The organism is Arthrobacter zhaoxinii (genome assembly GCF_024385505.1).
Lineage (GTDB): Bacteria > Actinomycetota > Actinomycetes > Actinomycetales > Micrococcaceae > Arthrobacter_B > Arthrobacter_B zhaoxinii.
Genome location: NZ_JANFLT010000006.1, coordinates 196,966 through 218,143, shown reverse-complemented (window position 1 = coordinate 218,143; position 21,178 = coordinate 196,966). Strand labels below are relative to the sequence as shown.

The 21,178-nt window shown below is 60.9% G+C and carries 10 protein-coding genes and 3 pseudogenes; 4 read left to right on the top strand and 9 right to left on the bottom strand.

All coding sequences use genetic code 11. From position 1 onward, the window contains the following. Positions 1 to 61: 61 nt before the first annotated feature. Positions 62 to 1,081, bottom strand: coding sequence for an EcsC family protein (locus tag NNX37_RS12405; RefSeq protein ID WP_255793059.1), 1,020 nt, complete (start codon positions 1,079 to 1,081; stop codon positions 62 to 64). A 385-nt stretch (positions 1,082 to 1,466) separates the two neighbouring features. Between NNX37_RS12405 and NNX37_RS12400 the strand changes: the two genes are divergently transcribed. Then, a complete protein-coding gene (locus tag NNX37_RS12400; RefSeq protein ID WP_255793058.1) occupies positions 1,467 to 1,823 on the top strand; it encodes a hypothetical protein in 357 nt (118 codons plus the stop codon). A gap of 4 nt (positions 1,824 to 1,827) precedes the next feature. Here NNX37_RS12400 and NNX37_RS12395 read toward each other — a convergent pair. The 3 genes and pseudogenes from NNX37_RS12395 to NNX37_RS12385 all read right to left on the bottom strand — a co-directional run. Next, positions 1,828 to 2,050: pseudogene (locus NNX37_RS12395) on the bottom strand (arginine deiminase family protein); the annotation flags it as partial. 26 nt (positions 2,051 to 2,076) lie between these two features. After that, positions 2,077 to 3,525: a basic amino acid/polyamine antiporter gene (locus NNX37_RS12390; protein ID WP_255793057.1), complete on the bottom strand. Its 1,449-nt coding sequence runs from the start codon at positions 3,523 to 3,525 to the stop codon at positions 2,077 to 2,079. A 286-nt stretch (positions 3,526 to 3,811) separates the two neighbouring features. After that, a complete protein-coding gene (locus NNX37_RS12385) occupies positions 3,812 to 5,074 on the bottom strand; it encodes an arginine deiminase (protein WP_255793056.1) in 1,263 nt (420 codons plus the stop codon). Positions 5,075 to 5,209: 135 nt separating this feature from the next. Here NNX37_RS12385 and NNX37_RS12380 point away from each other — a divergent pair, with 135 nt between their 5' ends. Continuing rightward, entirely contained in the window at positions 5,210 to 6,883 is a 1,674-nt protein-coding gene (locus NNX37_RS12380) for a nuclease-related domain-containing DEAD/DEAH box helicase (RefSeq protein ID WP_255793055.1), read from the top strand. A gap of 325 nt (positions 6,884 to 7,208) precedes the next feature. Here NNX37_RS12380 and NNX37_RS12375 read toward each other — a convergent pair whose 3' ends face one another. The 5 genes from NNX37_RS12375 to NNX37_RS12355 form a co-directional block, all read right to left on the bottom strand. Next, a complete protein-coding gene (locus tag NNX37_RS12375) occupies positions 7,209 to 12,815 on the bottom strand; it encodes an ATP-binding protein (RefSeq protein WP_255793054.1) in 5,607 nt (1,868 codons plus the stop codon). Then, positions 12,812 to 14,251, bottom strand: a complete 1,440-nt coding sequence (locus NNX37_RS12370; protein ID WP_255793053.1) for a hypothetical protein — start codon at positions 14,249 to 14,251, stop codon at positions 12,812 to 12,814. Before NNX37_RS12370 ends, NNX37_RS12375 begins: the two co-directional genes overlap by 4 nt. Positions 14,252 to 14,257: 6 nt before the next feature. Further along, positions 14,258 to 16,693 (bottom strand): hypothetical protein, encoded by a 2,436-nt coding sequence (locus NNX37_RS12365; RefSeq protein ID WP_255793052.1) that lies wholly within the window; start codon positions 16,691 to 16,693, stop codon positions 14,258 to 14,260. Between the two features lie 8 nt (positions 16,694 to 16,701). Continuing rightward, positions 16,702 to 18,057, bottom strand: a complete 1,356-nt coding sequence (locus NNX37_RS12360) for a DNA cytosine methyltransferase (protein ID WP_255793523.1) — start codon at positions 18,055 to 18,057, stop codon at positions 16,702 to 16,704. A gap of 71 nt (positions 18,058 to 18,128) precedes the next feature. Beyond that, positions 18,129 to 18,566 carry a very short patch repair endonuclease gene (locus NNX37_RS12355; protein ID WP_255793051.1) on the bottom strand — a complete coding sequence of 146 codons (438 nt, stop codon included), beginning with the start codon at positions 18,564 to 18,566 and terminating at the stop codon, positions 18,129 to 18,131. Between NNX37_RS12355 and NNX37_RS16550 the strand changes: the two are divergent. Together NNX37_RS16550 and NNX37_RS16545 are read left to right on the top strand one after the other, a co-directional pair. Then, a pseudogene (locus NNX37_RS16550) lies at positions 18,528 to 19,901 on the top strand (DEAD/DEAH box helicase); the annotation flags it as partial. The gene NNX37_RS12355 and the pseudogene NNX37_RS16550 overlap by 39 nt on opposite strands. A 36-nt stretch (positions 19,902 to 19,937) precedes the next feature. Further along, positions 19,938 to 21,146, top strand: a pseudogene (locus NNX37_RS16545) (RNA polymerase sigma factor); the annotation flags it as partial. Between the last annotated feature and the right edge of the window lie 32 nt (positions 21,147 to 21,178).

Below are 21,178 nucleotides of genomic sequence, written 5' to 3'. Positions count from 1 at the left end.
GCCGATGGCATCGCCGAACGGCAGGTCAGGCAGTGGTGCAGGCGAGGGTCGGCCCCCTTGCCTAATGGATTTCGGGTCCGCCTGCTTCGGCCAGCTCCCCGAGGATGCTTATGGTTTCGTCTGCCTCGTCCGGAGCCTCTGGGTCAACGACCACTCCACGTCCGTCGTCCTCCGCCAGATGGGGGTACTTCTCCAGCAGAAAACGCCGCCTGTATGCAGTGTCGGCGGCGTCGACAACCGACTCCAGGGTGGCCCAATTGAACCCTCCCCCAATCACTATTCCTGCAGCCGGCACCACCTTGCCAAGCGACTGCTTGGTGAACCGGACGCCGAACGCCTTCGCGAACTCATGGGAAACCCTAGTGACGATGGATTTATCCAGGACGGACCATGCTTTGCCACGAACGAGTGCCTGGGTTAGCCGGGAAATATCTGACATGGCAGCCGTCTTTGCGCTGGCCGACATTGCGGTGCCAGCATTCACCACCGACATCACGAACAGTTTTTCGCCGGGTTCCTCCGGGTCATACCCGTAGAACAGCGACACATGCCCCACCGAGCGCGATGCCAGTCCCAGAACAACGGCCGCGTCACCGGTCATGGCTCCAGCAACCGCAACACCGGAAGGCGCTGCGCCGGCACCGGCTGAGGCGACAGTGACCAGCGCTCCACCGGAGATGACCAACCCGGCACCCATGCCTGAGACTGCAGCAGCGATCGGATAGTAAAGGTTCAGTCCCCGCCCCCGCACCGCGTCGATCTGCTCGAGGTCAAGGCGGCGCAGGTCCGAAAGCGAGGACACATCGTGCCCACGCTTCTGATGGGCTTCTATTACCCGACGTGGAGATAGCCCCACGCGGGCTGCCCGTGCCAGCATCCGGGTCACAGAGTCAACGGCCGCACCACCCCATTCCGTCATCGCTTCGGGAACGGCCTCAGCAGTTTTGCGGGCTCCGGCACGTATGGCGCTTGCACCCTTGCCCACCATTTCCTGGCCGCGGGAGACGGCCGACTGGGCGCCTGGACGGTCCTCGAGGTATTGTCCTGCACGCTTACCAAGACCGGCAGCACCGTTAGCCACTTGTTCACTGGCTTTTTTCATCGCCCGCGAGATCGGGCGTGGCTTAACATGCTGGATCCGTCGCCAGGCATGGATCTCATAGCTCGAGGGTTTCGTCATGTCGGACACTTTAGCGGCGTACTCCGACACTGCAGAGGATTCGGCGGGGTGGTTTGACCGGAATTTCACTTTCCAGGGCTAGTTGGCCATGTAAGCACGCCGCGTGAGATCCTCTACGACCGACCATGGTGATTCGAGTTCGACTCTTAGTTCCAAGTCCCCCGTTCCGAAATGGCCAATATTGGTCACGTAGCGACTGAATCCTTCACGTAGCTCAACCGAACCCGGATCCAGCTAAGGAAGGGAACCAGGACTCGTTCCCCGACAGCGAGCGCGACAATGGGGCATGAACGAACGCGACGCGCTACTTAGAGCAGTGAAGGTGTTTCACACGTTTGCGTGGGTCACCATTGAAAGCTGCATGCTTCATGTTCTGGTCGCCGGCATCCGGAAGCGGTCTGACCGCAGAGCAGGGATCGCGGCCGCCGTGGTGTCCATGGAGGTTCTGGTCTTCGCCGGCAACGGATTTCACTGCCCGCTTACGGCGGTGGCACGAAATCTCGGAGATAGTTCCGGGTCTGTCACCGACATCTATTTGCCTCAATGGCTGGCCAGAAATCTTCCCGCCATCCACGTCCCGCTAATCATCGTGGCGGTGGTCCTTCACTGGTGGAACATCTCTGCCAGGACAGAAGATTCATAGCGGCGGCAGCAGGTACCCGGGTCGGGCCCAGCAGGTCGTGGAGTTCGACGACGTCGACGCCGCGGCTGGTCATCTTGGCGACGAAGTCCGCGTGGTCGCGCTGGGCGATCCACCCACATGACGTCGTCGAACAGCAGGTCTTCACGGTTGGTCGGCGTGAGCCGTTCGTGGGTCAGACCCGGGGCACAGACCAGAACCTTGCACAGCTTGCCCACTTCCGGGTGCATACCGCAGGACGCGGCACGCCCTCTGCTCAGAGCTCTATCCAGCCCCGGGTCAGGGCGAGCACGCCTGCAACGGCTCCTACCAAAGTAATGAGGAAAAGAATCAGCTCCCCTCCCCGGAAAACGCGCTGCCCTTGTTCACGGCGGGCAATCACGAACAGGACGGTGGCGGGGGCGTAGAAGATCAACGAAAGCAGCACCAGGGGCAGCCCGGCGGCATAGACCAGGAACACTGAATAAATGGTGGCAATGACGGCAATGGCCAGGTCGCCCCGCCGGGTGCGGCTCAGGGCTCCTTCATACGATTCCCCGCTCCAACCGAGCTTGAGAGCGTAGAGGGCCGCGAAAAGGAGGGAAAACAACGTCAGGACCGCGGTCATGTCCAGTGCGAAGTCGAAGGCATCCCCGGAGAAGTAGGTGATGACCATTACCAGCTGGCTGAGCAGGGTGCTCAGCAGCAGGGCGTTGACCGGGACATCGTCCTCGCTGACCCGGGACAGGAACCGCGGCATGTCCTTCTCTCTGGCGGCCACATACAGGACCTCCGCCGCCATCAGGCTCCAAGCCAGGTAAGCCCCCATCACCGAAATGATCAGGCCTGCGCTGACGAACACCAGCCCCCAGGCCCCCACCCCCGCTTCCAGGACGCCCGCCAGGGATGGTTGGCGCAGCTCGGCGAGCTGTTCCATCGGCAGGACGCCGTAGGAGACGATCGTGACCGAGGCAAAGATGGCAAAGACGCTCAGAAATCCGAGGACGGTGGCCCGGCCAACGTCCTCCCGCCGTCGGGCATGGCGCGAATACACGCTGGCACCCTCAACACCGAGGAACACGAACACCGTCACCAGCATCGTGTTGCTGACCTGCTCGAACAGCGGCCCCGTATAGTCCGCCCCGGTAAGGTTTCCCGCGAAGACGGCGGGGTCGAACAGGAAGACAGCAAACAGCACGAAGACCAAAATGGGAACAACCTTGGCGATCGTGACTATCCGGTTAATGGCCGTGGCTTCTTTGATCCCGCGCCTGATCAGGAAGAAGAATCCCCACAGCCCGGCCGAGGACAGCAGGACGGCGAGGAGGGTGTCCCCTGCGCCCAACTGCGGAAACAAGACTCCCAGCGTGGACATGGTGAGCACCCAGTAGGTGACGTTTCCCACGCAGGCACTGGCCCAGTAACCCGCTGCGGAGAAGAACCCCACATAGTTTCCGAAGCCGGCCTTGGCGTAGGCAAAGATCCCCGCATCAAGCGCCGGCTTGCGCATGGACAGCCGCTGGAACACAAAGGCCAGCATCAGCATGCCGGAACCCGCAATCAGCCAGGCGACCAGCGCACCCCACACCCCGGTTTCCTCGGCGAAGCGCTGGGGCAGGGAAAACACCCCGGCCCCGACCATGGACCCGATCACCACAGTGGTGAGGGTCAGCAGGGAGAGTTTGGCTGCTGGGGCTTTGTCCCCTGAAGCAGGCGCATTAGACACGGTTCTTTTCCAATCGGATGTTGCGGCCACTGAGGCAACACCGCTTAGACATCTGTGGAGGGACGGACCGCTTCCTGCGGAGGCTCCTCCGTCAGCGGCTCACCACAATCCTCTCAGAGGGAGACGGCAGGGTCCGAATCGGCGGCCAGCACCCGGAGACGAATGTCGGACGGGTCCCTGCAGTGGAAAGGCATGCACCCGTCAAGGGCGGTGCGTTCGCTGGAGTCCACGTCGAAACCGTGGCCGGGGCCGCGGTCACATGCCAGCCGGCCCCGCGCCGTCGTCGTTAGTCGAGCGGATCCCGGATGATCGGGCAGGTCATGCAGTGCCCGCCGCCGCGGCCACGGCCGAGTTCAGCCCCGACAATGGGGATGACCTCGACGCCGGCGTTCCGCAGCGCCGCGTTGGTCTGGGTGTTGCGGTCATAGGTGAACACCACGCCCGGCTCTAGGGCGACGGCGTTGTTCGCGCTGTCCCACTGCTGCCGTTCGGAGGCGGAGTAGTCGCCGGCGGTCTCCACCAGGCGCAGCTTTCGATAGCCCATGGATTCGGCCACCACGTCTACGAAGCGGCGGTCGCGGTGGTCCCGCACCTCCAGGCCGGGGCTGCGGTCCGAGGGGTGGATGGTGAAGGCGTGGATGCCGTCCACAATGGCCGGATGGATGGTGGCCAGATCCCGGTCCGCGAAGGTGAACACAGTGTCCAGGTGCATCGCGGCCCGCAGCTTGGGCATGCCGGCCACCACGATCCGCTCGGCGGCCTCGGCGGCGAACAGCGACTGCGCGAGCTGCGTGATGGCCTGGCGGGAGGTGCGCTCCCCCATGCCGATCAGCACGGTGCCGTTGCCCACCGGCATCACGTCCCCGCCTTCCAGGTATGCCTGGCCCCAGTCCTGTTCCCCGTCGCCCCACCAGACGGTGGACGCCGCGTACTCCGGATGGAACTTATAGATGGCCTGCATCAGCAGGGTCTCGTCGTGGCGTGCCGGCCAGTACAGCGGGTTCAGCGTCAGCCCGCCGCCGACCCAGCAGGTGGTGTCCCGGGTGTAGAGGGTGTTGGGCAGCGGCGGAAGCAGGTACTCGGGCCGGCCCGAGGATTCCCGGGCCAGGGCGATGTAACCGCTGCGGTAGTCCGCGGGAAGGTCCGACGTCGCGAGCCCGCCGATGAGGTAGCGCGCCAGGTCCGCGCCGGTCAGCGAATCCAGGAACGCCCGGGTGCCGGACACCAGTCCCAGCCCGACGCGGTTGGCCACGATTTTCCGGTCCAGCAGCCAGGTCCGCGCCTCAGGGATGTCCATGGTCTGACCCAGGAGATCGTGCAGTTCCACCACGTCCACGCCGTGGTTTTCCATCTTGGTGACGAAGTCGGCGTGGTCGCGCTGGGCGTTTTCCACCCACATCACGTCGTCGAACAGCAGGTCTTCACGGTTGGTGGGGGTGAGCCGTTCGTGGGCCAGGCCCGGTGCGCAGACCAAGACTTTGCGCAGTTTGCCGACCTCCGAGTGCACCCCGTAGGCGGCGGCGTTCGGGGTGGGGGCGGGGGAAGGCATGGGATGCTCCTTTATCAGCAGGCTTACCAGCATCCTTGCAGACGGAGGGGCGGGGGCCGAATCGGAACTGTTTCGCCACTGCCCATGTAGATTACCCACCAGAGCCGGCACCAGCCGGAACGATAAGGGGGAATCGTGCGCTGCATACCGGAAGAGCCCGACTTTCAGGACGGTCACCTAGCCGAACAGGCGGTCTGGAACGCCCTGCGCGCCCAGCTGCCCGACGACGTCGTACTGGCCCACTCGGTCCAGCTGCGGCACGGCCGCGCCGAACACGAGATCGACATCCTAGTCCTCTGGCCCGGCGTCGGCGTCGCCGTCCTCGAGGTCAAGGGCGGCCGGGTCTCCGTGGACAACGGCCAGTGGTACCAAAGCGACCGGACCGGCAAACGCCGGATGGAAAGCCCCGTCGCCCAGGCCCAGAGCGCGCAGCACGCGTTCAAGGACTGGATCGGCAGCCGCCTCGGCACTCCCCTGACCAGCCGCATCACCTACATGGCGTGCTTCCCCTATTCGGACGTCTCTGCGGACTGGGAGATGGCCGGCACGCCGCGCAGCCTCGTCGTCGACCAGGGGGAGCTGGCAAACAACTGCGCCGCAAAAATCCGGGGCGCTATCCAGACGGAAGGGCAGGGGTCCGTACCGCTCTCCCCCAAGTACCTCGAGCGCATCCTCCCCCATCTCTCTGGCGATCTCACCCCGGCAGACCGTCCGGGTCTGGATGCCGCCGAGCTGGAGGACCATCAGGAACGGCTCACCACCCGGCAGAAGGTCTTGCTGGATTCCACCCGCTCGATCACCAGCGCGCGCTTCGTCGGCGGCGCCGGCAGCGGCAAAACCTGGCTCGCCGTCGAGAAGGCCAAGCGCCTCGCCAAGGACGGCCAGCGCGTCGGGCTGTTCTGCTACAACAAGGGACTCAGCGTGCACCTGCGCCGCGAGGTCGCCGGCTGGAAACAGGCCCCGCCCGTATTCGTGGGCGAGTTCCACGACTACGTGCAGTCCCTGGGCGTGCCCGACGGGTCCGGGCAGGAGTACTTCGAAGAGGAGATGCCTCGGCTGCTCAAGGAGCTCGCAGACCGCCTGCCGGTCGAGGAGAAGCTGGACGCCGTCGTCGTCGACGAGGCCCAGGACTTCGCCCCACTCTGGTGGGAGGCGCTGCTCGCATGTCTGAAGAAGCCCGACGACGGCGGGGTGTACGCGTTCATGGACGAGCGGCAGAACGTCTACGGGCGGTGGGACGCGGCAACCGCGGGAACGGCCGAGGACCCCACCGCCGGGCTCGTCACCCTGCACATCGACGAGAACCTGCGTAACACCAAACGGATCGCACAGACCTTCCGCGGATTCGCCGGCGAACACTTCTCACCCCGAGGCGGGGACGGGCTGCCGGTGCGTCTCGTCGCCTGCCCTACCGAAGATGCGCTGGACGTCGCGAGCGACTGTGTGGACGCACTCATCGACGAGGGCTGGGCTGCCAACCAGATCGCACTGCTCACCACCAACAAGCGCCACCCGATCCACCAGGACTACTTCGACACCCAGCGCATCCCCGAGTACTGGAAGTCCTTCCACGACGACTATGCGGAGTTCTACGGGCACGTCCTGGGGTTCAAGGGGCTGGAGCGCTCGGTGGTGATCCTCTGCGTGAACGGGTTTAAGGACATGGCACGTGCTCCGGAGCAGCTCTACGTGGGGCTGTCTCGGGCGCGGTGCCTGCTGGTGGTGGTGGGCGACCCGGCGCTGATTGCTGAGGCCGGCGGACGGGAGTTGACGCTGGCTTTAAACCGAGCGGCGGTTTGGTCTCCCTAAAATCAGAAAAGGTGACATTTCATCGTAGGATTCCGACATGGCTCTCATACGAAAACTTGAAAAAGGAAACTCTAACGTTAGGCCCCACGATTCCGAAGTGGATGCCACCTACCAGATTCTTCATACACCAAACGGCCAACCGCTCCTACATATCGCTACTTATGGATCGGATTATCGAAAGAGCGAACCAAAGGTAAGCCAAACCGTTCAGCTCGATCAGGCAACGGCCTTGGAGCTAGTGAAGATTATCGAAAGTGTATTCGGCAGGAGTGAGCGTTAGTCCAAAAAGGCGGGAGGGAGCTTTCGGTCCCTCCCGCCCTCGCTGCTATTTACCTAACTCATAAAACGGGGTTCCCCTCACGAACACACCCGGGAAGTCCAAGGATTTATACAGGGCTTCATGGACCTTCAACTTGGTGATCCGATCAGCGGTCTCCTTCGGCATACCGCTAAGCCCAAGCTGCTCCAGCTCCCTGGGCGTCACGTTGGGCACCTTGTGGATAAACCACGTAAGTAGCGGCTCACCGTAGTTCGTATGCGTGTTCTTGAAATGGGAGAGGTATTGGGAAGCAAGGATAACTCCGAAACCGAACTCGCGGCCCTGAAGCATGATGTCCATGAGCACGGGGAAGTCGTACCTCATGATGTTCACCGCTTCATCAACCAGGAGGAATGAGTTCAATCGGCGCAACTGCTCCCCCGACTCTGAGGTGGCATATGGCCACTTTTTGCTCTGCAGCTTGTAGTCGTAGTACATGTTCAGGAAGAGCACGACAAGGGCATTCTTCGCGTTCTGATCCGCGCCCAGATCACTGAGCGCGACTACGAGGACAGTGTCCTCCAGCAGGTCACCAAAGGGGACCAGATGGTCCGGATCATCGCTGAATATCTCTCCCAGAACAAACGTGCTCAACATACTGGTTACAGAATCGGCAGTGCCGGTTACTTCCCGGTATTCCTCGAGGATTTGGGAAAGCCTAGGCGGCCGCCCATTCTGGTCTTCGTAGAGCTTGGTAATTACGGTAACCAGCCGCTCACGCTGGACCGGTCCTACTCCGGAATAGATTTTCGCCAAGATGTCGGTGAAGGCGGTTGCCCGCTGGTACGCCGCCAACTTTGTGTAGCCATTGGGCAGCGCAAAGATGTTGAGCGGTATACCCTGCGGGCGCAGAACCCGGCCACCAACTGCGGACAGGAACTCTTCGTCCTGGAAATCCCGCTTGTAGTCGAAGACCAGCGTAGAGACCGGCGTCTCCTGGGCCTCAGCTGCCTGGGACCGCAGCTGGGTGATGAGGGCCTTGAGCAGCTGGGTCTTACCAGTTCCCAAATCGCCAACTACGCCAACGTTCATTTGGTTCAGGGCAGTGTTACCCGGCCAGAAGACAGCTTCCTTGTCGCCAATCGAGTTGAGCACCCGACCGACCGGGAACATTACTCCTTCCCCGCGGATGCCTTCCTTGAAAGGTTCATCAACTTCCGCTTCGGACATCGGATCAACGGGTTCGGGCATCGGATCAAATGGCTCCGGTGTTGGCTCGACCGCCGGCGGGGTTTCCTCCCGAGGGGCCAGATCCGCATCATCCTCTATGGCAGTGCCAGATTTATCCGAAGCGTCAGGCACCTCCTTGGACCGTCTAGCCCCAGTCCCAATACCCGGTTCCGGGATCGGAACCAAAGCCGGAGTCGGAGTCGGAGTCGGTCGAGACTGTGTTTCTTCGGCGTCGGCATCCTGTGTTGTAGACCATTTCAGCAAGCTGGCCCACTCGTCGTTCATGGCACCCTGTCCGTCTTCGACCTGGCTTAGGGCCACTCCTGCGTTAGCGACCAGTACACCGTATTCGCCAAACCCGGTTGCCCGGTCGGTGAAGGTTGCGAAGCCCTTCCCCGCTTGGGTTTCCGCATCATGAAGGAAATAGGTGATAAGTGGTTTACCCAGCTGGATGCCCATCTCGCCAAGCGCCACGCTCTGAAGCCTGTCGGCAAGGGCGTCCGGGTTAGCGCTTCGGCGCGGAGTAAGGCGGACACCGGTCTCGACCAGCGTGGCCATGGCGTTAGCCCATAGCTCGCGGTCCGCGCTCGGCTCGGCGTCCCGGAGTTCATCCCATCTGGACTTCACCTTGGAAAGGAGCTCCATCGTGGACGCCAACTGCTCGACCGCCTCGTTCAAAGTTGAGTGTCCCGCCACGGGCAGTGTCTTGCTACCCCCATTGGATTTGAGGCCATAGAACTTGATCTCGATGGGGGTCAACGTCAGGCCCGTATCGTCCAGGCTGAGTACCAGGAGATCCGCGCGCCGGGATGAGCTTTCCTTTGCCCCTTCTCCTGAGAGCGCCCGCAGGAAGGTATCACAGGCATCGATCGGGAGTACGAACTGTTCGGTTTCGTTCGGGGTTGCCGAATCCATGAGTGCAAAAGCCAAGTAGAAACCGAGCGCGCCGGACGCATGGGTGCCGCCCATGGACAACAGCGAGGACAGCCCGACTCCACGCGAGCCGAGCTTTCCCAATAACTCGTCGACGGCGTTCTCGGAGGGTTCGGTGCCGAGCGCTTTTGCGAGGAGGGAACGGATCTGGTCACGGAATCCCTGAGGAACACGTGTGACGGAAACAAATGGCCTGCGCTCCAACGCTGGCACATCCCGTGACTTTTCCAAGAACGGCGGGCGCCATTCCCAAAGCATTTGGGCGCTTCCACTGGAGGTCTTGATGAGTTCGGCCATCGCACTGGGGTTCATGAGCGCTTCGCCGGACACCGTCCAGTCCGCCGACTCGTCGACTAGCAACGCATTGAAAAGTTTCGACATGACCTTGGGTTGGACCGAGGCGCCCTCGAGAGCCATGAGCGCGCGGGTGAACGGCTCCCATCCCGTTCCGGTCCTGAGCGCAGGGTGTGATTCAGTCTTCTTCGCACCCATAGAAGGTGGAAGGTATGCCTCCAGCCTGCGCAGGGGGGTTCTTCCCATAACCCCATAGTTGCCTTGGCCACCGACACCTACTTCCAGTCGGACGCCACTATCTTGGAGGATGCGTATATTGCATGCCTTGGATGTACCGTTTGACGGCTGATACCGCGACCAGGTGAGGGGAACTCCCCCGGATTCCCGGACCAGCCTGGTCACAGCTTCCCTTGGCGCCTCTCCTCCACGGTTCAACGAATCCCAGATACGCGCTCCGCCACTCAGCTGAAGCGAGGCCTTGCCTGACCATTCCTTGACTGTAGATAGCACGGCGTCGTCGACTTCGCTAAGTCGAGACGTCGGCGCTAAGGCGGCGAGATCGACCGTCAAAGTGGAAACGTGGGGATTCATTTTCCGATAGTTCCTGAGCGCCGCCGCTGCCGCAGTAGCGTTGAGACCGCTTGCGGCATTGCCCGGTGCGGGGTAGGAACCGAGCTTTCGTGGTGCGACCAGCGGTTCTGGACCGTCCACCGATGCCGCGACCAGCATCGACCAACCAAGGAAAACCTGACCGCTTCCGCTGTCGGTAGGGACTGCGATCATTTTCCCGTTGCCGCTATTCCTCGGCCCGATGAGGGGGATATTCCAGCCTTCTACTGTCCCCGCAAGTTCTTCAGCCTTAGACGCGTGCCACAACGTGCTTTCTACTCCGGCCACCCATGCCAGGCGGACGGGATGGAGTGGGCTCAGGAGAATGGATTGGCAACCAATCCCACCTTCCGTCTTCCAAGCGGAAATGCTAAACGGATAGGTGGCCCAGAAAATTGCCTCCGCATCCCCACTCTGCCGAGCGAACTCTACCAAAGCTCCATACGCGTCTAGATAACGCCGCAGCGCGGCTTTACCCTCGACACTTTCCCACAGGTGCCGCCATGATGAGCGCGAGGGCCAGGCCCGGAACTCCACGCCCTCCGCTGTCCGGCTTCGTGTCGCTTTTCCTACCTCTAGCTTCTTGAAGGCTTCACGCAACTCATCCGCTTCGGCGGATTGGGCAATGTCGGCCGGAACGGAAAAATCGGAAATCTTGGGCCATAGGGCTCCAAGTTTGTTTTCCATAAGCAGGCCATGGACAGGAGAAAGGTCTTCGAAACCTGCTTCCCGGTCGATAGGAATGGCGACATGGCCCATGGTCTGCAAGAGCATGTCCGCATTCTCATCGTCCAGTGCTTCGGAGAGGAAGGACTCATACGCGCCACGGATCGATTTCTGCGTGTCGTGATCCGCGCTGACTGGTCCAACCACTTGATTCTGGACTGCGGCCACCACCGGCGACTGGAAAGCAGTCTTTGGCTGTGCGGTTGTTAGGTTGAAGGACTGATCGCCGATCAAGACCGTTGCGGCATTCCCCATCGGAAGCATGGACCACCACGCATTGGTCCGGCCGTCGAGAGGAGCGGCTTCTTTTCCCTCGACAAGGACCTCCGATGTCTGGCTGTCCCACATAACCGCGAGATGTGGGTTTCTGATGTCCTGCAGCTCTGCGGAATAAGGCACGTCGACAGGAGATAGGCTCCCGGAGTCGCCGTACTTCTCCGGGCCCAGGTGGGCGATTTTGCCGGCGCCTGCCTTCCCCTTGTCAGGCCAGTAAATCAGCCCTGGTCCGTCGGGTCCTTTGAGGATGACGGTGCACGTAGCAGAGTCATCGACCCTTCCGGCCAGTGGATCCTGCGCACCGAGCTCCAGACCGACGGCAAGGGGCTTGGGAACGTGGGTGAAGGGCTCCTTGCCAAGGGAGCGGATCAGGTTGCCGACGAACCACAGGTCTCCCTCGGGATCCAGTTCAAGGAATCCCTCCCAACGTGTCTTCGGTGCCCGGACTGTTGGCTGGAGGCGGCTACCGTCCACCTCATCGACGGCGGTCAGGGTGGGGATCAAGATACGAACGGTTTCTGATATCAGCTGGAGGTTGCCCTGCTCTCCGGATACCGAGCTGTCGAGGAGGAAGGGGGCCGTGCCGCCGGCGGGGATTTCGCGGTCGTGCCCGTCTTCAGAAAGGAGGGTCAGTTGCCCCTTCTTCTTTTTCGTGTTCTGGGGGTCGACGAATTGCCCTTCGGTCAAGCCTGCCAGGGCCTGGACGGACTGAATGTTGTTGCCGTGGCGGATCAGCGCTGAGAGCGTGTTCTCTTCCGCGGCTAGCGTCTGGTCGAAACCAGCCCAGTCCATCCCGCCTAATGGATGCGTCTCCCCTGCTGTCTCCGGGTGGAAATCGAGCTGCTTCACCGTCATTTGGACCTGGTCTTCGTCGGACCACCACTGTTCCAATGCATCAACGAGAACCCCGTGCTTGCTGATCAGTCCGGAGGTCTTCGCGGCCTTGGGCAGGCCAAACGCTGCATAGGTGTAACGATCAAAGACTTCGTCCAGAACCAGCTCTGGTTCGTGCGTGGCGGAGTGGTTGAGGATTGAGTGTAAACGATCGAATCCGTCCGAAGCATTCTCAAGCCACAGGGCATTCCATGCCTTGGAACCTTGCCGAAGGTTCTCTTGGATACGGCGGAGATCATTCAGGCAGGAAGCCAACCGTTGTACGGCAGCATCCCTGTTCCAGTACGTGGCATCGAGCTTTCCTGCGTCGGAAAGCATCAGGTGCACCGCTTCGGAGGCAATGGCAGAGAGTGATACCCGATCAGCCGGTGCGATCGGGAAATCCTGTCCAAGCACCTCGCGGAACGCCTGGATAAATGAGGCAAGGTCCGGGTGGCGCCCAACTACGACAGCGAGGCGGGATCCTTGCCGGTATTGGATGGCGGACTGGGACGTGAGCTTCAGGCATTCAGGATCGGAAAGGTTCTCCGTTCCCGCGGTGACGAGGATCGCGTAGGGCGGGGTGGTGGGCCGGGCACGGTTTGCTGCACGAACAATGTCTTCGCCCATGCGTTCGCTTACGCCGTGCGGAAGGTAAGCAGCAGTCAACGCGTCCTCATTGGCTAGGAGCCGCCCGAGCACACGTCCGAATATTCGAGCTGATTCCGTCATTTTGTTCCCCCTGAGAAAGCGCTTTGTACAATAACTGCCTGATCCGCATCCGCGCTCCCGCGCGCCAGTCCGGCCCTCTCGAGGAGGGCGACCAGATCGTTGAGTTCTGGTTGCATACCTAGATCCGCGAGCGAGTCCATCACGTCCCGTACATTGGACTCCTGTCCCGGTGTACCGCAAGCCAAGCTCGCAACGACAGCGATCCACTCGGTTCCAGGATCAACCGTTATATATCGGCCGTTGGACCTGAGGAGGCCGTAGTAGTCTGCGGAGGGCCCGGTGGCATCGCGAGTCAGCAGTGCATACTTCACTGCTTCCCAGGCGTTGTTGGCGCCCTTCTCCTTGCTGCCCAAGGCCACCGTCAGGTCGGAACGCAGCTCGCCGTTTGATCCAAGGCGTTCCCACCCCTGCGCGAGGTTTTCGCTATCCGGATAGTCCCTAAGCTCGTCGGCCAAGAGCCTGCGGATTTTGTCTCCGCGATGGATTCGCCAGCTCAGCACGGGCGCCACGTCCCGAACTGACGTCATGGAGCGTGAGGATTTCCATGGCAGGACTTCCCCAACTTCGGAAGCAAGCCATTCCACGAGGTCCTGGCCCTTGGCAGGACCTTCGCCCCTCAGGAGCTTTCGGGCAATGGTTTCGTACCAGGCAGCTTCCCACAGGAACCCCATCCCCAGCCCCAGTCGAAGAATCGTCGTCGCCCAGTCGACCCAGACCCGGGCGGGCAGGGCCTCAACCCAGAGACGGGACGTAAGAGTGTCCCAAGAGCGTGATAACCATGAAAAGGGTGTGTGGGCTAGGACGCTACTGCCGGTTAGTCGGACAACAGTCTTGTCCTGTGAATCTTCACCGGCATTCGTGCGTTCGTTCCCCAGCAGCGAGCCGTCCACAGCCACGTCCAGTGCCCGAAGCAGACTGTCCAATTCCAATCGTGTTGCGGTTGCATGGAGCCACTGGGCGGTCATGCTCCCGCGGGCCGACTCCGCTCCGCCACCCAGTCGGTACATCGTTTCCATGATCTCGGCGAGGTCGGGCGGATTCTTTGAACCTTGGAGTCCGCGCATGTTCTGCAGCAAAGCCAGTCCCGGCGTTATCGGGGTGGCAGGCTGCTTCCCGCTTTTTTCCGCTCGCACGCCCACCACGCTGTTCAGCACCGCTCGGGCGAGGATGTCCGGGGGGACCTGCGACTTGATTCCGGAGTCCTTAAGCGCCTCGCCGAACTTCGCCAGGCTGTCGCTGCTGTCCGGCTCCGTCGCCCGGAGCTTGAAGGTCTTGGGTTGCTTGTTACCCAAATCTGCCCGGTAGACGAGGCCGATGGGTTCGCCCTCGAGCTCCACGTCGTACGCCCTCCACGCAAGTGCAGAGATCAGGGCCTCGGGAACGGCAACGTATTGCGGCCGTGGAAGGGGAAGAATCATCTTCTGTTGGATCGACATATTCTTCTAGCCCCTCACACTAAGGTTTGATTCTTTATCGTTGGTGACCACGCTGTAGTGCGCACCAGCCAGTTGGGCCGGCACCAATCTGGCTGCGCGGAATCGTTCCAGACGTGGAGAAGTAGCGTCGGTCAATTCCGTCACCCCCGCATATCCATCGTTGGAAGCCAGCGCTTCCCGAATGAGAGAAAAGTCCATCGAAATAGAAGCAACGCGTTGTGCATGCTCGGACAGGTGTAGGACGACCGAGTCGGACGCGGCCTCGGTTGCCATCGCGATGTCCCCGAGCTTGAGTGCGAGCTTGGGTTGGACCTGTGTCCCTCGGATGGGGTTGGTTCGGCTGTCGAAAACCGGAATCATTGATGACGCTCCATACTCTCCGGGGCGGCTGGAAGGTCGGAGCAAGGTTCGGAGCCGGGCGTCGAGCTGGTCCGGCACTACCGGCGCCTGATCCCACGTCTGCGTCCACAGGACGACTTCGGCCCGGAAAGCGGGGATTCCGTTAGCAACCGCATATAAGCGAGTGAGATAATCCCCGTACCAGGAAATAGCGTCGTACCGTGCGGCATCCGAGACTGTCGGCTCGCCTACCAACGCCACGAAGCTGGCGTCAAGGGCCCGGTCAAAGCTTGTGATGGCCGCACGGAAGCAGTCTCCATTCGGGAGCGTTGATTCCAGGCTGGCTATCGGGGAACCCTCCGTCATATAGCCGGTAAAGGCGTCAGAAACCGGAGTCGCCCAGCCGGTATCCCAAGACCCGTCGAAGTACCCGGGGCGAGCGTCCTTTGTGGGGTCGACGATGTGTGTGAGACGCGTGATGGGATTTGACAACGGCTCATACGGCTCTCGAGCGCCGAAGATCGACTGGGTGTACCTGAGTTCTGCCAGACGCCTATACGAGGTGAACTGCGATTGCGCATCGGCGGTGGCATCCGGCTGGTTTTCCCTCAAGAATGATGGTAATTCGTCCGGGGATATCCTGCTCGGCAGTTCGCCAATGAAGCTTCGAGTGATAGCGCCCCACAATTCCCTGAAGGTCATCCGCTGGGTAGAGGCAATCTCGGCACTTCGCAGGATAGACATCAGATTCGTCCGGAGCCGCGGTTTGCCTAGGGCCTCAATGTTTGCGGCAATAGGGTCTACCAGACCTGTATCGACACTGTGTTCTTTTGCCTGCTGCAGAATGCCAGCCACTGCCGAGAATAGAATTCCAGCCGGCGTTTCCCGTGGTTTTGCGGCCCGCTCGAGGTAATCCTGAACGGCGTATCCCTTTGCCTGAATTCGAGGAGTGGAAGTCTCACCCGGGGTTATTTGCACTTCCGGGCTGGCTTCCATCATGGAACAGGTATCCAAATAGACGGCCAGGATCTCCGCTCTTGGGGTACCGCCTTCTGTAAGGGTGCCGGCCTTCAGATAGTCCTTCCCAATATTAGGGGAAATCCTCCACAGTCCTTCCGGATATTTTCCGGTGTGCAGCCATGCCAAGAGGCATGCCCCTGCTTCGGAATCCGCTGACTCCGTGAGTCGCCCGGTCGATTCTTCGACAAGGATGCCCCGGTTTACGCAAGCGAGGAGGTTTGCGCCTTCCCGCGCAGCATTCGAGGCATCGGCGACAAGCGAACCGTGTTCCTGTCCATGATTCCGGATGGTTGCATCATTGATCACGACCAGCCGGCTGTTACGGGAAGGGCCGACTGCGTACTCGTAAGTCCTGTGGGCGAGGCCGTCGTTTCGGGCGTTGGACTCCTGCCAAGCCGATACCACCGCCGCTGCCGCATGGGACTTCCCTGCGCCGGGTCCTCCGATGAGGAAGAGCATCCGGGGAAGACCACCGTTTCGGAGCCCGTCACTGAACCACTCTGTTGCCTCATCGACTCCTGCCGCCCGGGGTGCGGTAGGCCAGAAGGAATCAACGGAATCCGAAGGCCGCGCAGCGACGTCGGATCCTCCCGTCGACCTACTCCAAAGTTCTCGGAGCGCACCCCAGTAATCCACTGAATCCTGCATATTTCCCCCACTTTTTGCTGCATCTGTGGCAGTCTCGATTTCCAAAGAACCACGCGACACGTTTATCAGGACTAAACGGCCGGCATCCACGATGCTCGCAATCACCTCGCCACCTTCGCAATGCGAACTAAGTCCGGTGACCCACAGGCGAGTATCGCCCCTCGTGGCCGACCGGTAGAAGTTTGCCTTGGTCTCGATCAGCTCGGCAGTAGGGTCGAGAAGCGTGGCAGGCACCGATACCTTGTATTCAGGACCGTTTAGCTGCTTGCCGTAATTATGGATGCCGTGTCGATGTAGGAATCCACGGTACTCCCACGTGGCATCGAGGATGGACTTTTCAAGGCCCGTCTTCGTTGGAGACAAGAGTGCATATTCGAGACCTAGTTCATCGAGACTGGCGAGGTTGGCACGCTCCACCTCGGTAAAATCCCCCATTGGTGCCATTAAGCAATAACCTCCGCTATTTTTCGTCCGACCGCATTAGACAACCACGGCGAGACTGCATTTCCAACCTGCGAATACTGGGGCACTTCCACACGCCGTCGTTGCGCACCGGTCGTTTCCTTTCCGAGGAACTCAAAGGTATCGGGGAAACCCTGGAAACGAGCAAGCTCGCGTACCGTGAAGATCCGAGGCTTCTCCGGGTGGACGTAGTCGTCCGGGAGGGTAACCACCGTCCTCGCCGGCATGTCCCACCCGAGGACCTTCTGTGAGTGTTTCCTCGTGCCAAGCTCCATAACGAGGTCCACGAGTTCTTCCAGGTTGTTTGCGAGCCGTGTGCCGTCCGGGGACTGCGCCGGCATTGTCGCTCCTGCTAGCTGGGTCTTCGCGTACAGCTGTGCATCAGAGAACGGGAGTGACGCCACCTTGGAGACAACCTTTTGGTCCAGGCCCTCTGCGCTGAGGTACTGGTAGAGGCGGAAACGCTGCATGGTCTTGGGCGCGTGCTTCCGAGCGACGTGGTTCAGCACCCGGCCACTTCGAGGCAACCTGCAGATGTCCTCTTTGTGCTTGAGGTCGGCCAGGTATTCATTGTTTCCGCGATCTGCTTCGCCGTCGTTGAGATCGGTGACCGCATGGCGGACAGTGCGTAGGGATGTACGGGTGACTGTCGGTTGCGGAGCGAGGGGAGGCACCGTCCCTACCTCATCGGCGAACCCAGACCGCCAAAGGGCGCCCTCAGTTTCGATTCCCTTTGCAGCCGCGATGTCCGCACGAAGGCCGATAATCATAAGCCGGGGTCTGTGCTGGGGTGCGCCGTAGTGCATAGCGTTGACATGCACTCCCTGGACTTCGTATCCGGGTGATGTTTCCCGGAGGGCCTGCTGCAACTGCACGAATGACGATTCAAGATCTTCAGAGAATCGCTGGTTCATACCCACGACATTCTCGATAACGACAGCTTTTGGCTGGACCTTTTCGACGAATTGGAGGTATTCCCAGGGCAGCTTGTTCCTTGCGTCTTCCGGGTTACGACGACCAGCGAGCGAGAAACCCTGGCAGGGAGGCCCGCCCACCACCAGATCGATCCCCTCGGCTGCTATCTCGTTCATGACCTCTTCGTCGCTGAGGAGGGCAGAAAGCTCACGCACTACTACACGTGCTTCGGCCTGTTCCTTAACAGGTGAGTTGACATGGCGCATCCAGACCGAAATGTCTGAGGCATCGCCCACCAGATTGTGGTAGAAGGTGCGGGCAGCCATATCGGATTTTTCGACGGCCAGTACCAGCTCGCCGCCCGCCTGTTCGATACCGAGGGACAGGCCGCCGCAGCCGGCAAAAAGGTCAATATATTTCATCACCGTCCCATTCTGCCGTACGGCACGGACAGAAGTCCAGGACGGGCCCCAGCCTGGACGCCAGACGCTCCTTAGCCGGCGCTCCCGTGTGCTTTGGCTGGTCCACCGAGATACTCCGTCACCGCGGCTGGAACTCCCTGCGACGCCTTGATGTCGCACTCCCACACCACGAGGCTTTCCCATCCCAAAAGGTCCAGTTGGGCTAGCTGCTGCTCGTCCCTGGCCTGGTTTTTCGCCCGCTTATCCCGCCAGAATTCGGTGTTGGTCTTGGGCAGGCGCGATCCCACTGGACAGTCATGGCCATGCCAGAAGCACCCATTTACGAAGACGACTTTCTTGCGGCTGGGAAACACGAGATCTGGTTTTCCCGGCAACTTCCGCTCGTGTAGCCGGTACCGGTATCCCAGGGCGTGAAGACCTTTACGCAGGAGTAGCTCGGGTTTGGTGTTCTTTGACTTGATTTTGGCCATATGGGCGCTGCGTTGCCCTGGATCCATGAAGTCTGCCACAACCCCATTCTAGGAAACCGGCGCTTTCGGCAGAACGAAAATGTCCGTGGTGAAGATTACAGTTGGGCTCAGATGTTTCTAGGGGGAATCATGTTTAACGGTCAGGCGCGGGTTGGGGAAGACACTCGCGGTTCAGCGACAGGTGGTTTGGTACGGTCATCACCGGGCAACGTACACGGCGGGCCTTATCGGCACGAGCTTCCTGCCTCAGTCGACTACCCGGGCCTGTATGTCTGGCAGCAGGAGGCGGTCGATGCCTGGAGAAGCCAGGCGCGCCGAGGCGTAGTCGAAGCGGTAACGGGCGCGGGCAAGACCCGGGTGGGTGTCGCAGCTGCCTCTGATGCCCTGCGGAAGGGCTTCAAGGTGCTTGTGCTCGTGCCCACGACTGAACTCCAGAACCAATGGGTCCGGACCTTGAAAAAGACCCTTCCGCACGTCAAGCAGGGCACCCTCGGGAACGGGCGGCAAGACTCTCTGGCAACGGTTGACGTTCTGGTGGCCATTGTCCATTCAGCTGCGACAAGGGAGCTCCTCGCCAGACACAAAGCGGGGCTCCTCATCGCCGACGAGTGCCATCGCTATGCATCGCCGATGTTCGAGAATGCACTGCAGGACGGGTTCGACTGGCGTCTGGGACTCACAGCCACATACGAACGTACGGACGGAGCCCATATCGACCGGCTCGATCCGTACTTCGGCGGAGTGATCTACTCCCTCTGGTACGACCGTGCCCTGCGTGATGAGGTGATTTCTCCCTTCATTGTTGCTCTGGTGGGCGTGGACCTGGCACCTGCTGAAATGGCCGAGTACCAAAAGCACACGGAAGTGATGAACGACGCCGGCCGGTGGTTGGAGCGGTATGAAGGCATTCCACGTCGTCGTTTCGCGGAGTTCATAGCCGCGGTTGGCAGGCTCGCCGAATCAAAGGACGTGGGATTGGCTCCCACGTTGGCCCGCAAGTACATGAAGGCGATGTCGGCCCGGCTCGCGCTCCTCGCGGAAACCGAAGCCAAGAACGCAGCGATGTCCCATCTGCGGGAAACCGCCGCAGCTTCCAAGGGAACGCTCATCTTCACCCAGACGCAGGCCTCCGCCCGCGCAGCGCAATCCATCTTCGATGGAACCGATTGCCGTGCATCCGCCCTCTACAGCGGAATGGACAAGGCAGAGCGGGCTTTGAACATGGAGGAATTCCGCACCGGCATTTCCCAAGTGCTTGCAGCTCCTCGAATACTGGATGAAGGTATCGACGTCCCCGAAGCGGACCTGGGGATCATCGTCGCTGCCAACCGCAGCCAGCGACAGATGGTCCAGCGTCTGGGACGCATCATTCGAAAAAAGGTCGATGGACGCCATGGTCGCCTTGTCGTCTTGTACGCAAACCACACCGTCGAGGACCCCACCATCCGCGGGGATGAGCACCTTGGCCGCATCCTTCCCCACGCAAAGGACCTCGAGTACTTCGACATCTCACGAGATCTGGACCGGCTCATTGCATTCCTCGCATATCCCCTTTCCGATTCGCCTTCCGTCGATCCGGATCCCGACGGTGCGGCCTCTGTCGGTCCGTCAGGCAGTCAGGGCCTTCAAGATGACCTAGGAGATTCGGGATTCCAGCCGGAGGTGCTGGAACCGACGGTCATCGACTTGGATGAACAAACCTCGGACGTAGATGCCGATCCGGTCCGCGACTATTTGCGGCAAATCGGGAGAACTCCCCTCCTGACGGAGAGCCAAGAGGTCGACCTAGCTCTGCGGATTGAGGCCGGCCTGTACGCCGAAGAGAAGGTCGCAGCGGATCCCGACATGGATCCCAAGCTCAAGCGCGAGCTGCAGTGGGTCTCCCACGACGGCAGGCGCGCCAAGAACCACCTGCTCGAAGCCAACCTGCGCCTCGTTGTCTCGCTGGCCAAGCGCTACACCGGCCGCGGCATGCTCTTCCTGGACCTGATCCAGGAAGGCAACCTGGGCCTGATTCGCGCGGCCGAGAAGTTCGACTACACCAAGGGCTTCAAGTTCTCCACGTACGCCACGTGGTGGATCCGCCAGGCCATCACCCGTGCCATGGCAGACCAGGCCCGCACCATCCGCATCCCGGTGCACATGGTCGAAGTCATCAACAAAATCCGGAGCGTGGAACGCGAGCTGGCGGTAGAACTCATGCGCGATCCTTCGGCCGAAGAAGTGGCGCTGAAAGTCGACATGACGCCGGAGAAGGTCACAGAAGCACGGCGCTACGATCGCACCCCCATCTCACTCGATCTCCACGTTCCGGAGCTGACCGAAGACGGGGAATCGCTTCAAGATGTCATCTATGACCCTGCGGAACCCGAACCGATAGACCTTGTCATCTTTTCGCTCTTGCAGGAACAGCTGCACTCCGTACTGGACACTTTGTCGGAACGAGAAGCTGGAATAATCGCCATGCGATTCGGCCTTACGGACGGGGAGCCGAAGACCCTGGACGAAATCGGCAAGGTTTACGGGGTTACCCGAGAGCGGATTCGCCAGATCGAAAAGCTAACGCTAAGCAAGTTGCGTCACCGTTCTCGTTCACAGGTTCTCTACGATTACTACGATGGCCACCCGCCGCAGGCGTCCACCGTGGCGCC

What these genes read in the sequence shown, in the direction of transcription:
- NNX37_RS12375 (WP_255793054.1), bottom strand. Translation starts at nt 12,815, where the DNA reads ATGACGGAATCAGCTCGAATATTCGGACGTGTGCTCGGGCGGCTCCTA.
- NNX37_RS12385 (WP_255793056.1), bottom strand. Translation starts at nt 5,074, where the DNA reads ATGCCTTCCCCCGCCCCCACCCCGAACGCCGCCGCCTACGGGGTGCAC.
- NNX37_RS12400 (WP_255793058.1), top strand. Translation starts at nt 1,467, where the DNA reads ATGAACGAACGCGACGCGCTACTTAGAGCAGTGAAGGTGTTTCACACG.
- NNX37_RS12370 (WP_255793053.1), bottom strand. Translation starts at nt 14,251, where the DNA reads ATGTCGATCCAACAGAAGATGATTCTTCCCCTTCCACGGCCGCAATAC.
- NNX37_RS12365 (WP_255793052.1), bottom strand. Translation starts at nt 16,693, where the DNA reads ATGGGGGATTTTACCGAGGTGGAGCGTGCCAACCTCGCCAGTCTCGAT.
- NNX37_RS12360 (WP_255793523.1), bottom strand. Translation starts at nt 18,057, where the DNA reads ATGAAATATATTGACCTTTTTGCCGGCTGCGGCGGCCTGTCCCTCGGT.